General features: G+C 61.5%; 15 protein-coding genes and 1 pseudogene. 9 read left to right on the top strand and 7 right to left on the bottom strand.

The window, feature by feature from the left end; genetic code table 11:
- The first annotated feature begins 131 nt into the window (after positions 1-131).
- The 4 genes from NKH91_RS29495 (at position 132) to NKH91_RS29480 (ending at position 4,944) form a co-directional block, all read left to right on the top strand.
- Positions 132-383, top strand: a complete 252-nt coding sequence (locus tag NKH91_RS29495; RefSeq protein ID WP_352590899.1) for a BrnA antitoxin family protein — start codon at positions 132-134, stop codon at positions 381-383.
- 168 nt (positions 384-551) lie between these two features.
- Entirely contained in the window at positions 552-1,691 is a 1,140-nt protein-coding gene (locus NKH91_RS29490; RefSeq protein ID WP_352790344.1) for a metallophosphoesterase family protein, read from the top strand.
- Complete coding sequence (locus NKH91_RS29485; RefSeq protein ID WP_352885456.1) at positions 1,688-3,700, top strand: AAA family ATPase; 2,013 nt, start codon at positions 1,688-1,690, stop codon at positions 3,698-3,700. Before NKH91_RS29490 ends, NKH91_RS29485 begins: the two co-directional genes overlap by 4 nt.
- Positions 3,701-3,828: 128 nt before the next feature.
- Positions 3,829-4,944: a Fic family protein gene (locus NKH91_RS29480; RefSeq protein ID WP_352885455.1), complete on the top strand. Its 1,116-nt coding sequence runs from the start codon at positions 3,829-3,831 to the stop codon at positions 4,942-4,944.
- 276 nt (positions 4,945-5,220) lie between these two features.
- Here the strand turns inward: NKH91_RS29480 and NKH91_RS29475 are convergent.
- Positions 5,221-6,210, bottom strand: a pseudogene (locus NKH91_RS29475) (Tim44 domain-containing protein).
- A gap of 351 nt (positions 6,211-6,561) precedes the next feature.
- On the opposite strand from NKH91_RS29475, the gene NKH91_RS29470 reads away from it, so the two are divergent.
- From NKH91_RS29470 to NKH91_RS29450, 5 genes are all read left to right on the top strand, one after another.
- Complete coding sequence (locus NKH91_RS29470; RefSeq protein WP_352484283.1) at positions 6,562-7,281, top strand: FadR/GntR family transcriptional regulator; 720 nt, start codon at positions 6,562-6,564, stop codon at positions 7,279-7,281.
- Positions 7,282-7,296: 15 nt separating this feature from the next.
- Positions 7,297-8,502: a mandelate racemase/muconate lactonizing enzyme family protein gene (locus tag NKH91_RS29465; RefSeq protein WP_352885454.1), complete on the top strand. Its 1,206-nt coding sequence runs from the start codon at positions 7,297-7,299 to the stop codon at positions 8,500-8,502.
- 39 nt (positions 8,503-8,541) lie between these two features.
- Complete coding sequence (locus NKH91_RS29460) at positions 8,542-9,525, top strand: sugar ABC transporter substrate-binding protein (RefSeq protein WP_352484285.1); 984 nt, start codon at positions 8,542-8,544, stop codon at positions 9,523-9,525.
- 204 nt (positions 9,526-9,729) lie between these two features.
- A complete protein-coding gene (locus NKH91_RS29455) occupies positions 9,730-10,710 on the top strand; it encodes an ABC transporter permease (protein WP_352590914.1) in 981 nt (326 codons plus the stop codon).
- 2 nt (positions 10,711-10,712) lie between these two features.
- On the top strand, positions 10,713-11,444 hold the full coding sequence (locus tag NKH91_RS29450; RefSeq protein WP_031194992.1) for an ATP-binding cassette domain-containing protein: 732 nt from the start codon (positions 10,713-10,715) through the stop codon (positions 11,442-11,444).
- A 52-nt stretch (positions 11,445-11,496) separates the two neighbouring features.
- On the opposite strand, the gene NKH91_RS29445 is transcribed toward NKH91_RS29450, so the two are convergent.
- From NKH91_RS29445 to NKH91_RS29420, 6 genes are all read right to left on the bottom strand, one after another.
- Positions 11,497-12,411: a sugar-binding transcriptional regulator gene (locus NKH91_RS29445; RefSeq protein ID WP_352717644.1), complete on the bottom strand. Its 915-nt coding sequence runs from the start codon at positions 12,409-12,411 to the stop codon at positions 11,497-11,499.
- 183 nt (positions 12,412-12,594) lie between these two features.
- Entirely contained in the window at positions 12,595-13,650 is a 1,056-nt protein-coding gene (locus NKH91_RS29440; protein WP_352590919.1) for a hypothetical protein, read from the bottom strand.
- Positions 13,651-14,733 (bottom strand): ABC transporter ATP-binding protein, encoded by a 1,083-nt coding sequence (locus NKH91_RS29435; RefSeq protein WP_023722153.1) that lies wholly within the window; start codon positions 14,731-14,733, stop codon positions 13,651-13,653.
- Positions 14,734-14,813: 80 nt separating this feature from the next.
- The gene (locus tag NKH91_RS29430; protein ID WP_352590922.1) at positions 14,814-16,139 is read right to left on the bottom strand and encodes an iron-containing alcohol dehydrogenase; all 1,326 of its coding nucleotides are present in this window, start codon (positions 16,137-16,139) and stop codon (positions 14,814-14,816) included.
- Positions 16,132-17,661 (bottom strand): xylulokinase, encoded by a 1,530-nt coding sequence (locus NKH91_RS29425; protein ID WP_352885453.1) that lies wholly within the window; start codon positions 17,659-17,661, stop codon positions 16,132-16,134. The genes NKH91_RS29430 and NKH91_RS29425 overlap by 8 nt, the downstream gene beginning before the upstream one ends.
- Before the next feature lie 65 nt (positions 17,662-17,726).
- Positions 17,727-19,256 (bottom strand): ABC transporter substrate-binding protein, encoded by a 1,530-nt coding sequence (locus tag NKH91_RS29420; protein ID WP_352548605.1) that lies wholly within the window; start codon positions 19,254-19,256, stop codon positions 17,727-17,729.
- Positions 19,257-19,274: the final 18 nt, after the last annotated feature.

The following is a 19,274-nucleotide window of genomic DNA, read 5'->3' as shown; positions in this document are numbered from 1 at the left end:
GACCCAGTTCGCCGTCGTCTTCGGCGAAAGGTTCGTCAGCCAATGACGAAACCGGCCTCGCGCACAGAATTCCTGACAGTTCCTCGCTATGAGGCGCTCGACAAGCATTATGACCAGTCAGGATCATCCAAATGGCAAATCCTCCACGCCGACCCACAAATCCGATGTCAGCCGCTGAAGCCGCCTTCAAGCCGATCAAAAAGCCGGCGGCGCCGGTTCGCGAACCGTCGGCTGCTCCAAATATCAGAGAGCTTGTTTCGATCAGGATCGATAGGGCGGTGCTGGACCACTTCCAGGAAGATGGACCAGGCTGGCAGGATCGGATCAACGACACCTTGCGGCGCGCTATCTCCAAAGAACCGACCAATGCCGATGACAAATGATCAGACGACTACTGATCGGCACGGCGCTGATAGCGGCGACGCAGATGGAGTTGAACGGAAGTATAAGCGTAAGCGATTGCGCACCATTTGGACAACCGACAACGCGCATCCTGGAATTTTTTCATCGAGCCGCGGCCGAACCCCTCTATGCTCCGGGCGGAGACCCGAATGGCATTTCGATTCGTACACACGGCCGACATTCACCTCGACTCGCCGCTACGTTCGCTGGTGCTGCGAAACCCTGATCTTGCCGAACTCGTGGGGGACGCCAGTCGCCAGGCATTTGTCTCGATAATAGACCTCTGCCTTGCGGAACGTGTCGATGCGCTCGTCATTGCCTTATCGCGCATATCGAAACAGCTCGTTTTTCCTGACACGGTCACGATCTTCGGCGGCCGCCCCCAGTCGGTGCTGCAAACGGCCGGCGGGCTTGACGTCGCATTCCATGGATTGAGCTTCGCGAACCCAAAGGCGCCGGAAAGCCTGCTGCCCAAGTATCCGGCGGCCCGGGAAGGGGCGGTCAATGTGGGCATCATGCACACCAGCCTCGCTGGATCGCCCGGTCACGATGTCTATGCCCCTTGCAGCATCGCTGACCTGCACGGCCATGGTTTTGACTATTGGGCGCTTGGGCACATCCACGTGCGCCAAGTCCATCCTGGAGCAAGCACCGTTGTGATGACGGGAATGCCGCAGGGCAGGGACATCAACGAGGCCGGAGAGAAATCCGCCACTCTGGTCACGATACGAGAAGACCGGTCCGTCGAGATCGAGGAAAAACTGACCAGTATCGCGCAGTTCGAGCGGGCGAGCGTCGATCTGACCGGGACGGTCGAATGGTCTGAGGTCGTCGGCCGTGTCCGTTCCGCGCTCGAAGGTATCCGGGGTTCCGTCAGATCCCGCCACGTTGTGGTCCGTCTCGGACTGGCCGGGGCGTCGCCGTTGTCATGGGCGCTGATCCGCGACAGGGACCTGCTGCTGGCCGAAGCCGAGCAGGCGGCGGAGCAGACGGGCGACACATGGGTCGAAAAACTTGAGCTTGATCTCGCTCCACAGAGCGCGGAAACAGCCGATGACGTCGCCGATCCGATTTTCGAACTCGCGCAATCCATGCATGCCAATGTCAAGTCTGAGGCCTTCCGCGCCGAGGCGAGGGCGCTTGTCCAAAAGATGATTGCCGATCTGCCGCCGGACGGGCGCGACTTCGCCGGACGGGACGAAGCTGGGCTGGAACTGTTCATCGACAAGGTGCTTGCCAGCGGTGCCGACCTGGTCACGGCCCGCCTCAAAGCAGGTGGAGCGCAATGAGGCTCCGGCGCCTTGATCTTATTCGTTATGGAAAGTTCACCGACGGGACGATCGAATTCGGCCCAAGGCCGGAGTCCGGTCCCGACTTCCACATTGTGTTCGGGCTGAACGAGGCCGGCAAGTCGACCGCACTTTCCGGTTATCTGGACCTGCTGTTCGGTATCGAGGAACGCAGCCGCTACAATTTCCTGCACGAGTACAGCGCGATGCGTATAGGCGGGGTGCTCGAACTCGCCGGCACTGAGCACACATTCACGCGCACGAAGCAGCGCACCAACTCGCTGCTGAACGCAATGGAGCAACCGGTGAGCGAGGTGGCGATAGCAGCCCATCTCGCAGGTCTGTCGCGGGACGCATACGAGACCATGTTCTCGCTGGACGACGAGACGCTGGAAGCAGGCGGAAAATCAATCCTGGAGTCGCGTGGCGACCTGGGCAAGCTCCTGTTCACGGCCAGCGCCGGTCTTGGGCATGCGAGCGACATGTTGAGCGCGCTAGAGACCGAAGCGGACGGGCTCTATCGCAAGCAGGCTCACGGAACCGAACTTGCGCTGCTCAAGAAGCGCCTTGCGGAACTCAAGTCGCGCAGGGACGCGATCGACACCTTGGCCTCGACTTTTGAGAGCCTTGAGGCCGAACGTCTTGACGCGGCGGAAAAATACGACCGCAGTATTGCTGAACGATCATTGCTGTCGGCTCAGCTTGACACCATTGCCAGGTACCTTCGCGCTATGCCGATCCTCGCCGACATTCGACGCAAGGCGGCCCAGCTTGCCGAGCTGCCTGACATCGCTTCACCATTGCGGACCTGGACAGGCACCGTCACCGGATTGATCGATGACGACGCCAGCCTGAGAACGCGGCTGTCAGGGAACATCGACGACGCCGAGCGAGTGACGACGAAAATCGTGTCGGTCGATGTGGACGAGGCGATCCTGGCAATGTCCGAGCGGGTTCGGGCGCTCGCGGATCGCAAAGTGCGCCATGTCTCCGCAGGCCTTGACCTGCCAAGCCGCAGGACCGAGCTGCAGATACTCGACAGCGCCGTGGCGAATTGCCTTGCCGCCCTTGGAAGATCGTCCGAGGCAGATCCGGCTGCGCTGCTTTTGCCTGCTGCCACAGTCGGCGCTGTTCGCGCCATGCTCGAAGAGCGATCGGGAATCACCACCGGCGTACGCGTTGCCCGCAACGAATGCGCGGCGGCGCTCGATGCACTTCAGGCGGCACGCGAGCGGGTTGGGCAAGAGAGGGGGGTGCCCGAACCTGCCAGGGCAAGGCTGGCCTCGGCCTTGTCGAAAGCGCGAGCCAGCGGGCACCTAAAAGACCTCAGGATGGCCCGCGAGGCGGAGGACGCGAGCACGGTTCGATGGGAGGCGGCAATCGCTCGACTGCATCCCTGGTCCGGAGACGCCGGGGCACTGGCCAGGGTGCCCGTCCCGAGTGTCACGCAAGTTGGTGCATGGAAGGTGCGGGCAGCTGGGTTGGGAAAGGGCAGGGCTGTCCTTTGCGAACGTCTCGCCGAATACCAGGAGAGTCACGACCTGCTCTCGGCTCGCCTGGATGCGCTTCGTGCCTCGATCGATGTGCCCGACGATGAAGCCGCCGCCGCCATCCGCCGCGCCCGAGACAAGGCGTGGGCCAGGCATCGGGGCGAACTTACTGGCCAAACTGCTGACGATTTCGAGGCGCTATTGGCGCGTGACGACAGTGTTGCAGCGGTTCGGCTGGCCAACGCGCGAGAGCTCGCGGAGATCCGGACAACGCTCCGCAGCCTCACCGAAACAACAGCCGCCATCACACGTATCCGCGACCACGCTGACGCCGTTGCTCAAGCGGCTGGAAGCATGCGGCCTGGTCACACGCCGTTGTCATCCCGTCGCACCACGTCGCGTGTCGCTGCACGTGCGGGGTATGAAGAACTTAAGCCGCTCATTGAGCTGGGAGAAAAAACCGAAACGTTCGAGCAACGATTGAGCGCGGCCCGCAATGCGGCGGCCCTACAAGCATGATTAAATTGATCTGGATGGTTAGCCGTTGGATCGCGCCGGGGCAAAGCCGCGACTTCTGAGGCATAGAGAAGATTGCTATAGCTCACAATTGTTGCTATCGTGAGTTATAGCAAGGTGCCCTATCACTCATGGTATGGAATTGGGAGCAAGCGGACTGGCCGCATTTTACCTACGATAAGAAGGCGTTGGAACCGCTGGAAAGCGAGTTCCTGTTGCGATCGGGCGAGTTCCTAGGCGTCTTTCGTCATGTCGGTTCCGACGATCGCGACCAGATCCGCATCGATCTTATCAGCGAAGAGGCCTTGAAGACATCCGCGATCGAGGGGGAGTACCTCGACCGCGAGAGCCTGCAATCATCCCTGCGCCAGCAACTTGGTCTGGGCGGCGAGACCAGGCGCATTCCGCCTGCCGAGCGGGGCATCGCTGAAATGATGGCCGATGTCTACTTGCATTTTGCCGATACGCTGACGCATCGCACTCTTTACGCTTGGCATACGATGGTGATGTCGGGTGAGCGTCGTATCGAGACCATCGGCAACTACCGCCAGCATGCCGATGCCATGCAGATCGTTTCCAATCGGCTGGATAAGCCCAAAGTTCATTTCGAAACGCCGCCCTCCGCGCGGGTGAAACCCGAAATGGATGCCTTCACTACTTGGTTCAACGATACCTCACCCAAAGGCAAGACACCGCTCCCAGCGTTGACGCGTGCCGCTATCGCGCACCTTTATTTCGAGAGCATTCACCCGTTCGAGGATGGCAACGGTCGCATAGGCCGTGCCCTCTGCGAAAAGGCGCTGGCGCAAAATCTGGGTGAGCCCAGCCTCATCGCGTTGGCCTATACGATAGAGCGCCGCCGCAAGGCCTACTACGACCATCTGGAGGCCAGCAACACGAGCAACGCGGTAACAGATTGGCTGCTCTACTTCGCCAACACGATCCTCGAAGCGCAGCGCGTAACGCTCGCTCGTGTCGAATTCTCCGTCGTCAAGGCCAAGTTTCACGAACGCTACCGGGATCACTTCAACGAGCGCCAGGAAAAGGTCATCGCCCGGATGTTCCGCGCGGGCATCGACGGGTTCAAAGGGGGGCTCAGCGCCGAGAATTATATCGCCATCACGCAGGCATCGCGCGCGACGGCAACAAGAGATTTGCAGGACCTCGTTGCCAACGGTGCACTGATAAGAACCGGCGAACGGCGACACACACGTTACGCGTTGAACATTCTTGATGGCCCCACGTAAACCAGAAGAGGCAGGCTGTCAAAGAGCCTGCCTGCCTGAGCATCGAGGGGTGGCGGGCTGCAACCCGGCAGGAGGTTCGTCGATTGGGTTACACGAGACCGGAAACGCAAAAAGTCGCGCGGTGCGATGCTGATTGTCCGGTCCCGGTTGAAGCCGGTGGTATAATGTTACCTCAACGCGCGTTGGGGGAAAGAAGCGCGCGGAAGGGGCGCGCTGGCCTTCGAGTGGTAGCGAGAAACCTGAACAAACTCTTGGCAGACATCAAGGCCGGGCACATCAGCTCGGCTGCTGTATTGCGGCAAGCTTCCAGTCACCGCCGTTCTGCCGCGTAAAGGTCCACAGTTCGGTTGTCTCTGTCGGCTGATCGGCCTGGCCCTCGACAATCTTGTCACTGATGCGATCGCGGGTCACGTCGCGAGACTCGTAGCGCAAAGCAGCGGTCGCGTAGTCGCGGTCATTCTCCCGCCAGCTTTCCGCAATATCGGCCTCCAACAGGCTGACGTCCGACACGTCATTCCGGACGCCCTTTTTGGCATTATCGGCAAGTTCCTCGGACAGATAGGAAACCATCTCGGGCGTCACCAACCGGCGCAAGGCAGCATGGTCCTCGCGCCCGAATGCTTCTTGAACTTCCGTCAGCCGTTGCTGGAACGTGTCGAGGTCGGTTTTAGTGAGCGTGATCTCATCGGAAGGGCTGGCCTGGCTCGTTCCGCCAAATCCCGACCCGATGCCTGGAATGGGGAATGCTTGGACGTTGCTCGGCTAGGGCCGGGCTGCTGCGCTTCGCCCAAAGCTCCCAGCACCTCGCGAGGCACCGGCCATAGCGGGCTCTGGGTTTTGCGCCGATTGCGAGCGGAAAAAGCGAATGGCCAGCATGACCACGCCGCCGATCAGCAGCACTTGAAGGAGAAGGCCGAACATGCCGGCCAAGCCGCCGAACCCATGGCCCAAAAGAACGCCGATCAAGCCGCCGAGCAGCAGCCCCCGCATCATCGATCCACCGAGGCCGTTGAAGAAGCCTGGACGCTGGAATGCCTGCGGCTGGCGGGCCGCATTGTTCGTTGCCGCATTGGGCGTCATCGAGCGCTCGACCGGTGCGGAAGGCTGTGGCGCCGTCCTGGTCGGCGGGACCGGCTGGAAAGTGCGCATGCCGCGACTGCCGAAGCTGCCGCCACGGCGCGCATCGGCGTGATCCACAGCGACCATGGAAAATGCCAGGAACAATCCCGCAAACAAAATTGCAAACCGTCCTGAACGCGAAATCAGCATAGGCAAGTCCTCAAGTGACACTCTTTCCGCTCATATGGGGTGCGTCGATCGAAATATCAGTGAATCATCCGCCAAGAAAATTCGAACGACATGGTCGGCGGCACGCCGCTGTTCACGACGAGAATGTCGAGCGCACCAAGCAGACAATCGCCTGCTCGACCGCGCGGGCTCCTGCACCCGGCCGACCCGGCGACGGTCGCGTCAAGAGCATCGTTCGTGCAAGCCTCTTGCCATCGGTCTCTTGGCGACGACGCCGGCCCGCCTGATCTTGACATACATCTTTCTCGCATACTATCAACACCTCAGGCAAACCTGCCATACAGGTTGGCCCCCTGAACTGGAGATTGCGTGAGCACGGCGGTATCCGCAAAACATTCCGACGCAGCGAGCCTGGTCAGCAATACGATCGGCGAGATCACGCGCCATATTCGCGCGCATGAACTCGGGCCCGGCGACCGGCTGCCCAGCGAGGCCGCGCTTTCGAGACAATTGAGCGTCTCGCGCACCGTGGTTCGCGAGGCCTTCAGCTCGCTCGCCGCCATGCGGCTTATCGACCTGAGGGCAGGCAGACGGGCTACCGTCGCCGAGCTGGATTATGGCGCCATGTCGCTGGTGATCGAGCATGGCGTCCACACCGAGCAGATCACGGTGCAGCAAATCTACGACGTGCGCCGCACGATTGAGACCCGCACCGCCATGCTGGCGGCCTTGCGCAGAACAGCCGACGAAGTGGAAAGGATCAGGACGCATGCGCTCGCCATGCGCGAGAATTTCCAGCGGCCGGAACAGGTCATGGAGCACGATCTCGCCTTTCACCTCGAAATCGCCAAGGCTGCAAAGAATCCGGTTTTCAGCCTCATCGTCGGCGCGTTCGAGCGCGTATCGCGCCAGACCTGGCCGATCGGCTGGCGGAGCCGCCCTTCGGATGCCGAGCAGTTGGAGATGATCCAAATCCATATCGATCTCGCCGAAGCAATCGAGACCGGTGATCCTCAGTCCGCTCGCGACCTGATGGCGAGGCATTTTGACGAGAGCGTCAAGGCCCTGCTGGCGGCTGGCATCGCCTGAGGAGCGGGGTGCGCGATGAAGATCACGAAACTGGAAACGCTGCGGCTCAAGGAGCGGCCGAACCTTCTCTGGGTCCTGGTTCACACGGACGAAGGCCTCGTTGGGCTGGGCGAGACCTTCTTCATGGCCGAAACCGTCGAGACCTATCTGCACGAATATGTCGCGCCGTGCGTGATCGGGCGCAACCCCTTGCAGATCGACCTGCTTGCCGCCGATCTCGTCGGCTATCTCGGTTTCCGATCGACGGGCGCGGAAGTCAGGGGCAACTCCGCTTTCGATATCGCACTGTGGGATCTGTTCGGAAAGGCGACGGGTCAGCCGATCGCACAACTCCTCGGCGGTTTCACCCGGCACGAGATCAGGACCTACAACACCTGTGCCGGTACCGAATACATCAAGAAGACCACCGGCCAGACGACGGCCAATTACGGGCTCGATAAGCCCGGCGACGCCTATGATGATCTGAACGGCTTCCTTCACCGCGCCGACGAACTGGCGCATTCGTTGTTGGAGGAAGGCATCACGGCCATGAAGATCTGGCCCTTCGACATGGCCGCCGAGAAAACGCGCGGCTTGTATATTTCGCAGCCTGATTTGAATTCCGCGCTGGCGCCATTCGAGAAAATCCGCAATGCGGTCGGCGACAAGATGGACATCATGGTTGAATTCCATTCAATGTGGCAGCTGCTGCCGGCCATGCAGATCGCCCGCGAGCTTGCCCCCTACAAGACCTTCTGGCACGAAGATCCGATCAGGATGGACAGCCTGTCCAGCCTGAAACGCTATGCCGAGGCTTCGCTGGCGCCGATATCGGCTTCGGAGACGCTCGGTTCCCGGTGGGCCTTCCGTGACCTTCTCGAGACCGGGGCGGCCGGCGTCATTATGCTCGATATCAGCTGGTGCGGCGGGCTCTCGGAGGCGCGCAAGATCGCTGCCATGGCTGAAGCATGGCACCTGCCGGTCGCGCCACACGACTGCACCGGTCCAGTTGTGCTCGGCGCATCGACCCACCTGGCGCTCAATGCGCCGAACGCGCTCGTCCAGGAGAGTGTCAGGGCCTTCTACAAGACCTGGTACCGCGACCTTGTGACCGCTTTGCCGCAGGTGAAGAACGGCATGATCACCGTGCCTTCCGGACCGGGCCTCGGCATGGAACTGAACCCGGAGCTCGATCGCGCCTTCACGGCGCTTCGACGGGTGACCGACGCATCGACTCTCTGAAAATGAACCTGAAGCAGCTTTCTACGGAGGAGGAGAACCATGAAGAAGCTACTTATCTCGGCAGCCTTGGGAGCAGTACTGGCTGGAGGCTCGGCAATCGGCTCACGCGCGCAGGAGCCGATGAAAATCGTCTTCACACATCATTCGTCGGCGTCAAACCCGTTCTGGCAAGCTGTGAAGAAGGGGTTTGACGACGCCTGCGCCAAGATCCAGGCCAATTGCCAGATGGTCTTCACGCAGACCGAAGGCTCGATCGAGCAACAATCGGCCAACATGCAGGCGGCGCTCGCGGCAAACCCGGACGCGCTGATCACCTCGATCGTCGACAACAATGCCTTCGACCAGATCATCGCCGACGCCCGCGCTGCCGGCGTCACGGTCATCGCATCCAATGTCGACGACACCGAGGGAGCCGCCGGCAATGCCCGCCAGGCTTTCATCGGCCAGGGCTTCATTCCCGCCGGCTACGAACTCGGCAAGAAGATGTCCGAGTTCTTCCCCAAGGAAGGCAAGATCAGGGCCCTCGTCGGCGTCTCCGCGCCCGGTCAGAACTGGTCGGAACAGCGCGCTGCCGGCGTCATGAAGTTTCTTGAGGAATACAAGGCCGCGAATGGCGGACGCGAAGTGGTCATTGAACGGCTCGACACCGGCACAGATGGCGCCGTCGTCGCCGATCGTGTTGGCGCCTATCTGTCTGCCCACCCGGACACCACGGTGTATTTCGACACCGGCCTTTGGCATGCCTACGTCGCCCAGGTACTGATCGATCGCGGCATCGAGCCGGGCAAGGTGCTGATGGGCGGCTTTGATATCGTCTCGGAAGTCCTGCAACAGATGGAAGCGGGTTATATCCAGGTCCAGGTCGACCAGCAGCCCTACATGCAGGGCTTCATGCCGGTGATGGAAGCCTATCTCGCCAAGAACGTCGGTCTGCTGCCGGCAGACATCGACACCGGCAAGGGCATCATCGTCAAGGAAGACGTGCCAAAGCTCAAGGAACTGGCCGCAAAGGGCGTGCGGTAGGCACGAAGCCGGCGTCCTCTCCTCGTTCTTACGGGGAGAGGTCGGCTGGACAAGGGGGAGGGCCAGGCAACACGGTCTTGGGCGTTGGCTCCGTCCCCATCCTCCAGCGGCATCTTCCCCGTCAAGGGCGGTAGAAGACAGACTGCCGCCATCCCCTTTGCCGATGCGATAACCAGCGGAAACGATCCCGAGCCGGAGCGAATGATGAAGCGTTTGATGAAGATTTATCTGGAGAAGCCGGAGCTTGCGGCGGTCGTGTTCCTGCTCCTGCTCCTCATCGTCTTTCAGATTCGCTCGAACGGCGTATTTTTGAACACACAGAACCTTCGCGGAATGCTTGGGCTGCTGCCCGAAATGGGGCTGGTCGCGATCGGCGTGACCCTGCTGATGATATGCGGTGAGTTTGATCTTTCGGTGGGCTCGGTCTTTGCGCTGACCCCGATGACCATGGCGGTGATGCTCGCGGCAGGCGTTCCGTTCGCGCCGGCCTTTGCCGCCGGCCTCGCGATCGCTGCCCTCATCGGCTTTTTCAACGGGTTCATAACGATTCGTTTCGCGATACCAAGCTTCATCACCACGCTTGGTATGCTGTTCATCGCGCGTTCGCTGACGGTGGTAATCTCCGGCGGCTTCCCTCCTGTCATACCAGCTAACGCTCTGCCCAAATGGCTGTTTACGGTCTATGTGGGACCGGGCGACCTCTTTCGCATGTCGTTCTTCTGGTTTCTCGCCGTGGCAATCCTGGTGACCGTGCTCCTGTCGCACACGAATTTCGGCAACTGGGTGCGCGCCACCGGCGGCTTTCTGCCCGCCGCGCAATCGATGGGCATCCCGACGGCCCGGGTGAAGGTCGCCTGCTTCATGATCTGTTCGGTGCTCGCCGGCTTTGCCGGTACCATTCAGGTGATGCGGCTCGGCGCCCCGCTGCCGTCGATCGGCGAGGGGCTGGAGCTGCAGGCCGTGTCGGCTGCCGTCATCGGTGGCGCCTCGTTGACTGGTGGCATCGGCACCATCTTCGGCGGCATCATCGGGGCTGCCCTTATCCGCGTCATCGACAACGGACTGGTGCTGAGCCAGGTTGACGCCAACTGGTTCAAGATGGCGATCGGCTTTCTGACTATCTTCGCGGTCGTCATGAACGCATGGCTTCGAAAGCGGGGCAGGGCAATGAAGGTCGAGACCTGATCATGGCGGCCCCCATCATCGCGATCAAGGGACTCCAGAAATGGTATTCCGGCGTCCACGCCTTGAAAAACGTTACGCTGGATATCTATCCCGACGAGGCACTGGGCCTCGTCGGCGACAATGGCGCCGGCAAATCGACGCTGATCAACATCCTCTCAGGCACCCAAAAGCCCGATGGCGGCGAGATCAGGATCGAAGGTGAACCGGTCCGCTTCTCTAACCCGCGCGACGCCATGGAACGCGGCATCGAGACGATCTACCAGTACAATTCCATGGTCCCGACCATGACCATCGCCCGCAACGTTTTCATCGGACGCGAGCCGGTGAAGGGTTCGGTTTTCGGTATCGGCATCCTGGACCAGAAGCGCATGCGTGACGAAAGCGTCAAGGCGATCGCCGACGTCGACCTGCATCTGCGGTCGCCCGACGCGCTGGTCGGCGAACTGTCGGGCGGCCAGCGCCAAGGCGTGGCGATCGCCCGGGCCATGCACTTCAAGTCGAAAGTCATGATTCTCGACGAGCCAACCAACCATCTCTCGGTGAAGGAAACGCGAAAGGTGATCGGCTTCGTTCGTGGCCTCAAGGCCCAGAACATCACTAGCGTCTTCATCAGCCACAACATGCATCATGTTTTCGAATGCTGTGACCGGGTCGTGGCGATGGCGCGCGGAGAGATCGTTCTGGACAAGCCGATCGGCGAGACTTCGATCGAGGAAATCCACGAGGTGCTGTGACGTGAAGAAGCAATCACTCGCGAGCCACTCTGCTGGTGGAGATCAGTCTGCGCTACGGCTTTTCCGTAAGGATCGCCTCAGCGGTTTTCTCGTCGGTGATCAGCACATCGACGACACCCAAGCGCAACACGGCGCGCAGCACCGGAACCTTGTCGAGGCCGCCGGAGGGCAGGATCACAGTGTCGACGTCGCGCAGATGTTCGGGGGCGAGGCCGATGACGCGACTGTTTAGCGGGTGATCGACCAGTTGTCCGTCGGCGCCGATCCAGTGGCCGCAAATATCGCCGACAGCTCCGGCTTGGCGGAGCGATCTGAGATCATCGTCCCCTACCAGTCCGATCCGAAAGATGGTGGCGTCCTTGTGCACCGCGCCTACCGAAACGAAAGCGGCGTCAACGTCGCGGGCATGGGTGAAAGCATCTTCCAGAATTGACTGGCGCATAAGCAGATCGCGTGTGGCCTCGGTATCCGTGAACACCGGTGCTGCGATGTAGAAGCATTCCGCGTCGAAGAGCGCCGCGAGCCGGGAAGCGATCTCGTAGATGTTGATCGCCGATCCACGTGTGAGCCCGCCAAGCAGGGAAACGATCGACATTCCTTTGACCGGGCGCACGGTCACCGACCGCAGACTGAGCTGGAGCGTCCGCCCCCATCCCACGCCCACCGATATCCCGTCACGGATTCTAAGCGACAGGGCTTCGCCGGCGGCGGCTGCGATGACCTGTGGCACCAGAGCAGGATCCGGCGGTGTCGGGACCACGATTGGATCCGAGACACCATAGGCGTCCCGCAGCCGGTTCTCCAACTCGATGCAGTTCGCCACCTTGGAATTGATGCGAATCTGAACGATCCCCCGCTGGCGCGCATGCGCCAGCATCCGGTTGACGCGAAGGCGGGTCAGGCCAAGAGACTTGGCGATTTGCGCCTGGGTGAGGTCACCGACATAAGCAAGCCAGGCGGCGCGCACGAGCAGCCCTTCCTCGCGATCGGCCGTGACGGAACTCGTTACGGCTTGGCGGCCGTCGCGTTTCTTTCGTGCTGGTTTCTCCATCAGATCATCCTGTCCACTCCGCGGCAGCGGGTTCAGAGCGGGCTCGGCCGAGCCATGTGCTCATCGATATGAGGCATCAATCGAGTTTCCCCGGCTCCGCTAGCCTCGATGATAGCGGTCGAAGGACAAAACCAGCGGAGCATCATGGCAAATCGCGTCGATGATGGCAGTCGTCAGCGGCAGGCGATCATGGGGAAGTACACCCCGGCCCATCATATTCTTCAAAGCCTGACCAAGGTCCAGCGCCAGTTGCGCCCCCTCAACCGTGTCCGAACTCATATGTTCGCGCTTCGCCACGGAATAGGGCAGGCCGCGGCCGAGCAGGCGTCCCATGCGACCGTTACGGCCCGCCTGGCAGGTCACATAAAGATCGCCGGAGCCGGCCAGCCCCAGCCCTGTTTCGATTTTTCCACCCAGAGCTTCGACCAGAATCGCCATCTCGGCGAGGGACTGCGAGAAAAGCGACGAGGCAAGGTTGTGCATGAGCGCACCGTTGGGCGCCTTGCCGTCTCGCTCAAGCAGCCCGACGGGAGCCCCAACGGCGAGTGTATAGAAGTTCTTGAAAGCGGCGCAGATCTCGACGCCAATGAGATCGGATGATGGTCGCGCATGATAGAAAGGCGCGCGCAGGATGCGTGACGCCGCGGCCAGCTGGTCGGGATCGTGCCCAGCCACGATCACGGAGGTATCGCGCTGTGCGGCCAGTTCGCCGGCAATGCAAGGTCCGCCGACGGCCATCACCGAGATCGACAAGCCAGTACGTTGCTCAATCTCGCGGGCAAGCAGATGCGGCAGGATTTCGATGCCTTCGTCGCTCGCGGCGAGTCCTTTCGTAATCATAAGTATCGGCATGGGCGACTTGATGCTTTCAGCAATGCGGTCGATCGCCCAAGGAACGCCGGCCGACGAGACGCCGAGTACAAGCAGGTCGGCTCCATCGTTCATCGCCGTCCCGAATTCGGTCCAGGAACAGGCGGCTACCGCGTCAGGCAGAGTGATGTTGAGGCGAGGGTGATGACCTGTGTCGGCCACAGAGCTGACGATCTCCTCGTCGAGATGGGTGCCGACAAGAGTGATGCGGTTACCCGCGTGAGCGGCCGGAAGCGTCATCGCAGAGCCCATGACGCCAGCGCCGAGGATAATGATCTTCGCCATTCAGCTTCTTTCCTTGTCCAGCCGCTCGCCGCTGCCTTGGTCGAACAGGTGGATTCGCTCAGGCGCTGGCTCCAGGTGGATCACAGCTCCAGGAGAGAGCTCCATGCGGTCATGCAGCACCGAGCAGATCGCAATGTTGCCCATGGCGGCAAAGATATGGATTTCGGGGCCAGTCGGCTCGACAACCGTAATTCTCGCCGGGATGCCGCGCCCGTCTGCCACAGGTCGAAGATGTTCGGGCCGAATGCCATAGATCACCTTTTGGCCGGGCCGGACCGCAGCCTCTGGCGGAAGCGGGAGGGATAGCTCGTCGGTCCGCACCACCCAGGCGTCGCGCTCGGAAGCCACCTCGCCATGGAACATGTTCATTGCGGGCGAGCCGATGAAGGAGGCGACGAAGAGGTTTGCCGGGCGATCGTAGACATCAAGCGGGCGCCCGATCTGCTCGATCTGGCCGTCGCGCATGATGACGATGACATCGGCCATGGTCATGGCCTCGATTTGGTCATGCGTGACATACACGGTGGTGGTCTTCAGCCGCTGGTGGAGCTCCTTGATTTCCGTGCGCATTTGCACGCGCAGCTTGGCGTCGAGGTTGGACAGCGGCTCGTCGAACAGGAAGACAGTTGGGTCTCGCACGATAGCGCGACCCATGGCGACGCGTTGCCGCTGGCCGCCCGAAAGCTGGCGGGGATACCGTTCCAGATAAGGGGTCAGATTGAGGATCGATGCCGCCCATCCGACCTTCTGTTTGATTTCTTCGTTGGGGCGTTTCTTCAACTGCATGGAAAACGCCATGTTGTCGAAGACGGTCATATGCGCGTAAAGCGCGTAATTCTGGAAGACCATCGCGATATTGCGGTCTTTGGGATGAAGTGTGTTGACGACCCTGTCTCCTATCGTGATCTCACCGGACGTGATGGGCTCGAGACCGGCTATCATGCGCAACAGTGTGGACTTGCCGCACCCGGACGGCCCCAACAGAACGACGAACTGGCCATCCTCGATCGAGAGATCGAGTCCATCGATAATCGAGAGGGCGCCATAGTCTTTCTTTATGTTGCTGATGGTGACAGACGCCATAAATTGTTATCCTTCGATTGCCCTTGCCGGTTGGGTTCAACTTTCGCCATGCGAGTCATTGGCGACGGTCGGATGCGGTCTCACCATTCGCTCTCCAGAAACTCCTCCAGCAGCCCTGCATCGGCGGCCAGATTGACAAAGGACCATCGGCCACGGATTTCCCGCGAATAGCGAATGGCATCGTGCCAAAGCGCGCGCGGCAGGCCTAGTTCCGCGCCGGTGACCGGCCCCCCCGCAGCCTTGAGTGCTGCCTCCATGCGGGCGACCGGCATCGCCATCGGCCGAACCTCCTGGCGCAGCGCCGGCCAGATTTCCGCAAGCCTGCGGTTGAAGATTTCCGTCTGGCGGACGTCGAGAGCCGTCTTCCTCATCTCGGCAATGCAAAGTGGTCCGAGCTGCGCGCCATAGCGGGCCAGCATCGCCGCCTCGTCGATGGCGGTCGGCTTCACCTGCGGCGGTTCGTCCATGTCGAGCAGCCGCGCTTGCAGACGCGCCATGACCATCGACGCAACCCCCACCTGCTGACCGTGCGTGGTGCCGGGATGATGGTCTTGCGCGAACATGTCGACCCAATGGGAAATCTGGTGCTCTCCCATGGATCCAGGATGGGAAACGCCGGCGAAGCACACACCCATCGAGCACAGCGTTAGGACGCGCTGGAGATGCCCGACGGCGGTGATGTCGTGCCTGGCAAGGCCAGGCGCATTGGCCAGCATCGGCTCCTCATCGCCCGCCTGCAGCAGGTAGGGCACGGCAGAATAGTAGGTGTCGAACAGCCGATGCGAAGCCCACCAATCGATCTGGGCGGTGGGACGACAGAGGCTGTCGCCAAGCCCGGCGGCGCTGAGCCAGGCGGGTGCTGCAGCCGACACGCCAAGGTCCAGGAAGATGCCCCGCGGCGCGTGCGAGGGCAGCGAGATCTTGAGCCCGGAGGCCAAGGTCACCGATGCTGTCGACGCGCCGTAGCCATTCATCGAGGCGGCCGTGCCGAAGACGGCATAGGGCCGCTCGTCGAGGAAGGTTGCATGCTTGCAGCTGTCGTTGAGGACGCCGGACCCGACGGCGACGACCCCGTCGGCATGACGCGTCTTCTCTCTGACCATCTGGATCGTTGCCTCATCGCAGTCGAGTCCGTCAGGCAGCACGATTTCGTCGATGTTGGCGATGGCACGCAGCGCCTTCGCGACGCGCCGGCCCATCACATCGACGGTGTTGATATCGGACACAACTGCGATGCGGCTGCCTAGCGCCAGGGGCGCAACGAGATCCGCCTCGCGGCCCTCCGTCGTCTCCAGCAATTCGATCGTCTGGAACGGCAGGATCGTGGCCGCGCCGGTCTTGGGATCTGTCCAGCGTCCCGCGACAACGTCCTCGATCAACGCGTTCCAGTTGGTCGTTTCAGCCATGATCGGCCCCCATGAAGGCCGCGAGGCGCTGGTTCCAGGCTGAAAGCGTTGGCCAAAGATCGGCATGGATCGCAAGAAGTTCGGCGTAGAGCTCGGCCCGTCTCGTGTCCGGTTCGAAGGTTTTGGCCGGCTCGCTGGCCATTGCCAAGGACGCTTCGGCGATGGTGGAAAACCAGCCCACGCCCTTTGCCGCCGCCATCGCCGCGCCAAGCGAGGAGGCTTCCACCGTCGTCGAACGCTTTATGGGACGATCGAGTGCATCCGCCAGAATTTGCATCCACAGGTCGGACTTCGCTCCTCCACCGATGGCTATGAACTGGTCGATGGTCTGGGCGGCAGCCGCAGCGGCCCGCTGACTTGTCGCGGCCTGATGCAGCGCTATGCCTTCCAGCACGGCGCGATAGATGTCGCCGCGGCGGCTGGAGCCGGATAGCCCGGCAATCACACCACGGGCCGCGCTATCCCAGTGCGGGTCCATGACGCCCTGCCAGTAGGGCAGGAGCATTATGCCGCCTGCGCCGATCGGGCTCGCAGCGGCTTCGGCCTCGAGCGCCTCCAGAGCATCGCTTGCGCCATGCAGATCGACGCCAAGCATTTCGCGCGCCATCCAGTCGACGAGAAAAGTGCCGGCGCGAAGGCACGTCTCATAGATATAGCCGTCATCGGCGACCGCCGTCTCGGTGCGGAAGGCCTGGTCGTGGACGTAGTCCGTGCCGAAGCTGCCGGAGACGACCGCCGTGCCGAGGTTGATGTAAGCGCATCGCGGCTGCAACACACCAGCGCCCGTTCCGGCGCATTGACCGTCGCCGCCGCCGGCGACGATCGGCGTGCCCTCGCGCAGGCCGGTCGAAATGGCCGCTTCCGAAGTCAGTTGGCCCAGAACGGTGCCGGGCCTTGCCAGGTCCGGCATCATGCGCCGGGCGATGCCCGCTGCGGCGAGTATTTCGTTCGACCAGTCCATAGCTCGCATATCGAGTATGCCCATCGGGTCGGCGGATGCGGTGGACGTCACCCACCGGCCGCTCAAGCGAAAGACCAGATAACCGTGGACTTCGGCCATTCGCTCCACGCGGGCAAAAATCTCGGGCTCTTCCTCGCGAAACCAGATCATGCGGTAAAGGCAAGGAATGACGTCCAGCGGCTTGCCGGATATTGCGTGGACGCGTGCCGCGCCGAAGCTCTCGCCGAAGCGGCGTGCTTTCCCACGGGCGCGCTCATCGAGCCAGAGGGTCGCGGGCCCGACCGCCTGGCCCTCCTCGTCGAAAAGGCCGAAGCTCTCGCGTTGGTTGGCAATCGCAAGGGCGGCAATGCGTGCGGGCGAAACTGTTGCCGCGACAGAACGAAGCGCCGTGACCGTCGAGGCCCACCATTCGGCCGGATCCTGCTCGAAATAGCCCGAACGCGGGTTCGACATTGCAAGCGGCGCACGACCTTCAGCCACGGCCAGACCATTGCGGTCCCAGGCGATCGCCTTGGTTGCCGAGGTCGAGGAATCGATGCCGATGACGAGATCCGGAACCATTGCCGCCACATTGCCAAAGAGCGAGGGCGGTCGAAGCCGCCTTCGCCCAAATCACCGACTACCCGCTAAAGACCGGCATCCTTGACTTTGCCGTCGACAATGCCGGCAATGGCATCCAGGCATGCCTTGGCGTCGCCGCCATAGTCCTGGCCCGTAAGCAATTTGCCGAGTTCAACCGGGATGTCGTTGTTCGACAGATCCGCCCAGATCGGCATGTCCGGCTCCGATCCCATCTGGTTGTCGATAGTGTATTTGATCGCCTCGAAATGGCGTGTCGTTCCGGGCCCGACAACAGCCTTCGCCTTGACCCGAGGATCTGTAAAAGAGGAATTGCGCATCGGCGAGGCGCCGCCGCCGAGCGTCGATACCCGCGCCATCACATCCTTCGAGCAGACCCACTGCATGAACAGCCATGCTGCTTCCTTGTTCTTGGAATATTGCGACAGCGAGATCGTCGAGCCACCTTGGTGGCCGACGGCCGGGATTTCGTTGAAGCCGCAATCGGCGGCGGCGCGGCGGCCAGGAACCTCCTTGGGCGCGGGCAGGGCCTCGAACAGGCCTTTGACCTTGGAATCGTTGGCGTCGAAGCCGGGGAAATCCTCGCCCCAGGTGATTGCCATGGCGGCCTGACCCTGTGTCAACGCCTGTCCCTGACCGTCCCAGGTCCAAGTCGTCGCCGAGGGCGGCGAGTTTTTGACCAGCTCCTGATAGAATTGCAGTCCGGCCACGCCGCGCTCGTCATTGCCGACAAACTTCTTGTCCTTGTTGAAGATCGAACCGCCATGGCCCCACAATGCGAAGGTCCAGTCGCATTCCAGCGAATAGTGGCCGGACTTCGCCTGGCACGCTGTGCCGAAGATGCCGTTGCTTTTTTCTGCCTCTGTGAGCGCCTGCACGGCCTTGAGGTAGGCGTCGAGATCTGTCGGCAGCGCAATATTGTGTTTGTCGAAAAGATCCTTGCGGTACATCAGGATGAAGATCGGAATATCGAATGGAATTCCGCACTGTTTGCCGTTGTACATGGCGATGCCGTCGACCAGCGGCTTGGAGAAATCGTCCCAGTCGAAGTTGGGCATCGCCAGTTCTTTGTTCTGGTCATAATACTCGCGCGGATCGACGACATCCTGTGCAAATGTCGCCATCCAGGACTGGTCGAGATAGTAGACGTCGTAGGTGCCAAGCTGGCCCTGCACGTCTTGCGTGGCTTTGGCGAGAACCTGCTCCAGCGGCACGATCTCGACTTCCACCTCAATGCCGGTTGCCTTGGTGAATTCACCCGCGACAAGCTGGTTGGCAACGATCGTTGGCGGCGTCGCTTCCGAAGTGTAGCGGATTTTGGTGCCGGCATATGGTTTGCCGACATCGGCCAGCCACTTCAGCATATCGGCGTCCTGGGCACGGGCTTCTTCAACCCCGAGCCCCAGCATCCCCCGATTGGTGCGGCCGCCACCTAGCATGGCCGATCCGAAGGCGGAAAAGCCGACACCAGCGAGCGCCATCTTCCTCATGAAGTCGCGTTTGGTTATTCGGCGCGCCGTAAAGTCATTGCAGGTATCGGTGACGAATGTCTTCTTGTCGTGTTCACTGAAGCTCATGATCGTTCCTCCGTTGCG

The sequence above is a fragment of the Mesorhizobium sp. M0894 genome, from assembly GCF_040319725.1.
In the GTDB taxonomy this organism is placed as follows: Bacteria; Pseudomonadota; Alphaproteobacteria; order Rhizobiales; family Rhizobiaceae; genus Mesorhizobium.
Note: the sequence above shows the minus strand (reverse complement) of the source record. Positions and strands in the feature narration are given on the sequence as shown.

What these genes read in the sequence shown, in the direction of transcription:
- NKH91_RS29485 (WP_352885456.1), top strand. Translation starts at nt 1,688, where the DNA reads ATGAGGCTCCGGCGCCTTGATCTTATTCGTTATGGAAAGTTCACCGAC.
- NKH91_RS29420 (WP_352548605.1), bottom strand. Translation starts at nt 19,256, where the DNA reads ATGAGCTTCAGTGAACACGACAAGAAGACATTCGTCACCGATACCTGC.
- NKH91_RS29425 (WP_352885453.1), bottom strand. Translation starts at nt 17,661, where the DNA reads ATGGTTCCGGATCTCGTCATCGGCATCGATTCCTCGACCTCGGCAACC.
- NKH91_RS29430 (WP_352590922.1), bottom strand. Translation starts at nt 16,139, where the DNA reads ATGGCTGAAACGACCAACTGGAACGCGTTGATCGAGGACGTTGTCGCG.
- NKH91_RS29435 (WP_023722153.1), bottom strand. Translation starts at nt 14,733, where the DNA reads ATGGCGTCTGTCACCATCAGCAACATAAAGAAAGACTATGGCGCCCTC.
- NKH91_RS29480 (WP_352885455.1), top strand. Translation starts at nt 3,829, where the DNA reads ATGGTATGGAATTGGGAGCAAGCGGACTGGCCGCATTTTACCTACGAT.
- NKH91_RS29450 (WP_031194992.1), top strand. Translation starts at nt 10,713, where the DNA reads ATGGCGGCCCCCATCATCGCGATCAAGGGACTCCAGAAATGGTATTCC.
- NKH91_RS29465 (WP_352885454.1), top strand. Translation starts at nt 7,297, where the DNA reads ATGAAGATCACGAAACTGGAAACGCTGCGGCTCAAGGAGCGGCCGAAC.
- NKH91_RS29440 (WP_352590919.1), bottom strand. Translation starts at nt 13,650, where the DNA reads ATGGCGAAGATCATTATCCTCGGCGCTGGCGTCATGGGCTCTGCGATG.
- NKH91_RS29495 (WP_352590899.1), top strand. Translation starts at nt 132, where the DNA reads ATGGCAAATCCTCCACGCCGACCCACAAATCCGATGTCAGCCGCTGAA.
- NKH91_RS29455 (WP_352590914.1), top strand. Translation starts at nt 9,730, where the DNA reads ATGAAGCGTTTGATGAAGATTTATCTGGAGAAGCCGGAGCTTGCGGCG.
- NKH91_RS29490 (WP_352790344.1), top strand. Translation starts at nt 552, where the DNA reads ATGGCATTTCGATTCGTACACACGGCCGACATTCACCTCGACTCGCCG.
- NKH91_RS29460 (WP_352484285.1), top strand. Translation starts at nt 8,542, where the DNA reads ATGAAGAAGCTACTTATCTCGGCAGCCTTGGGAGCAGTACTGGCTGGA.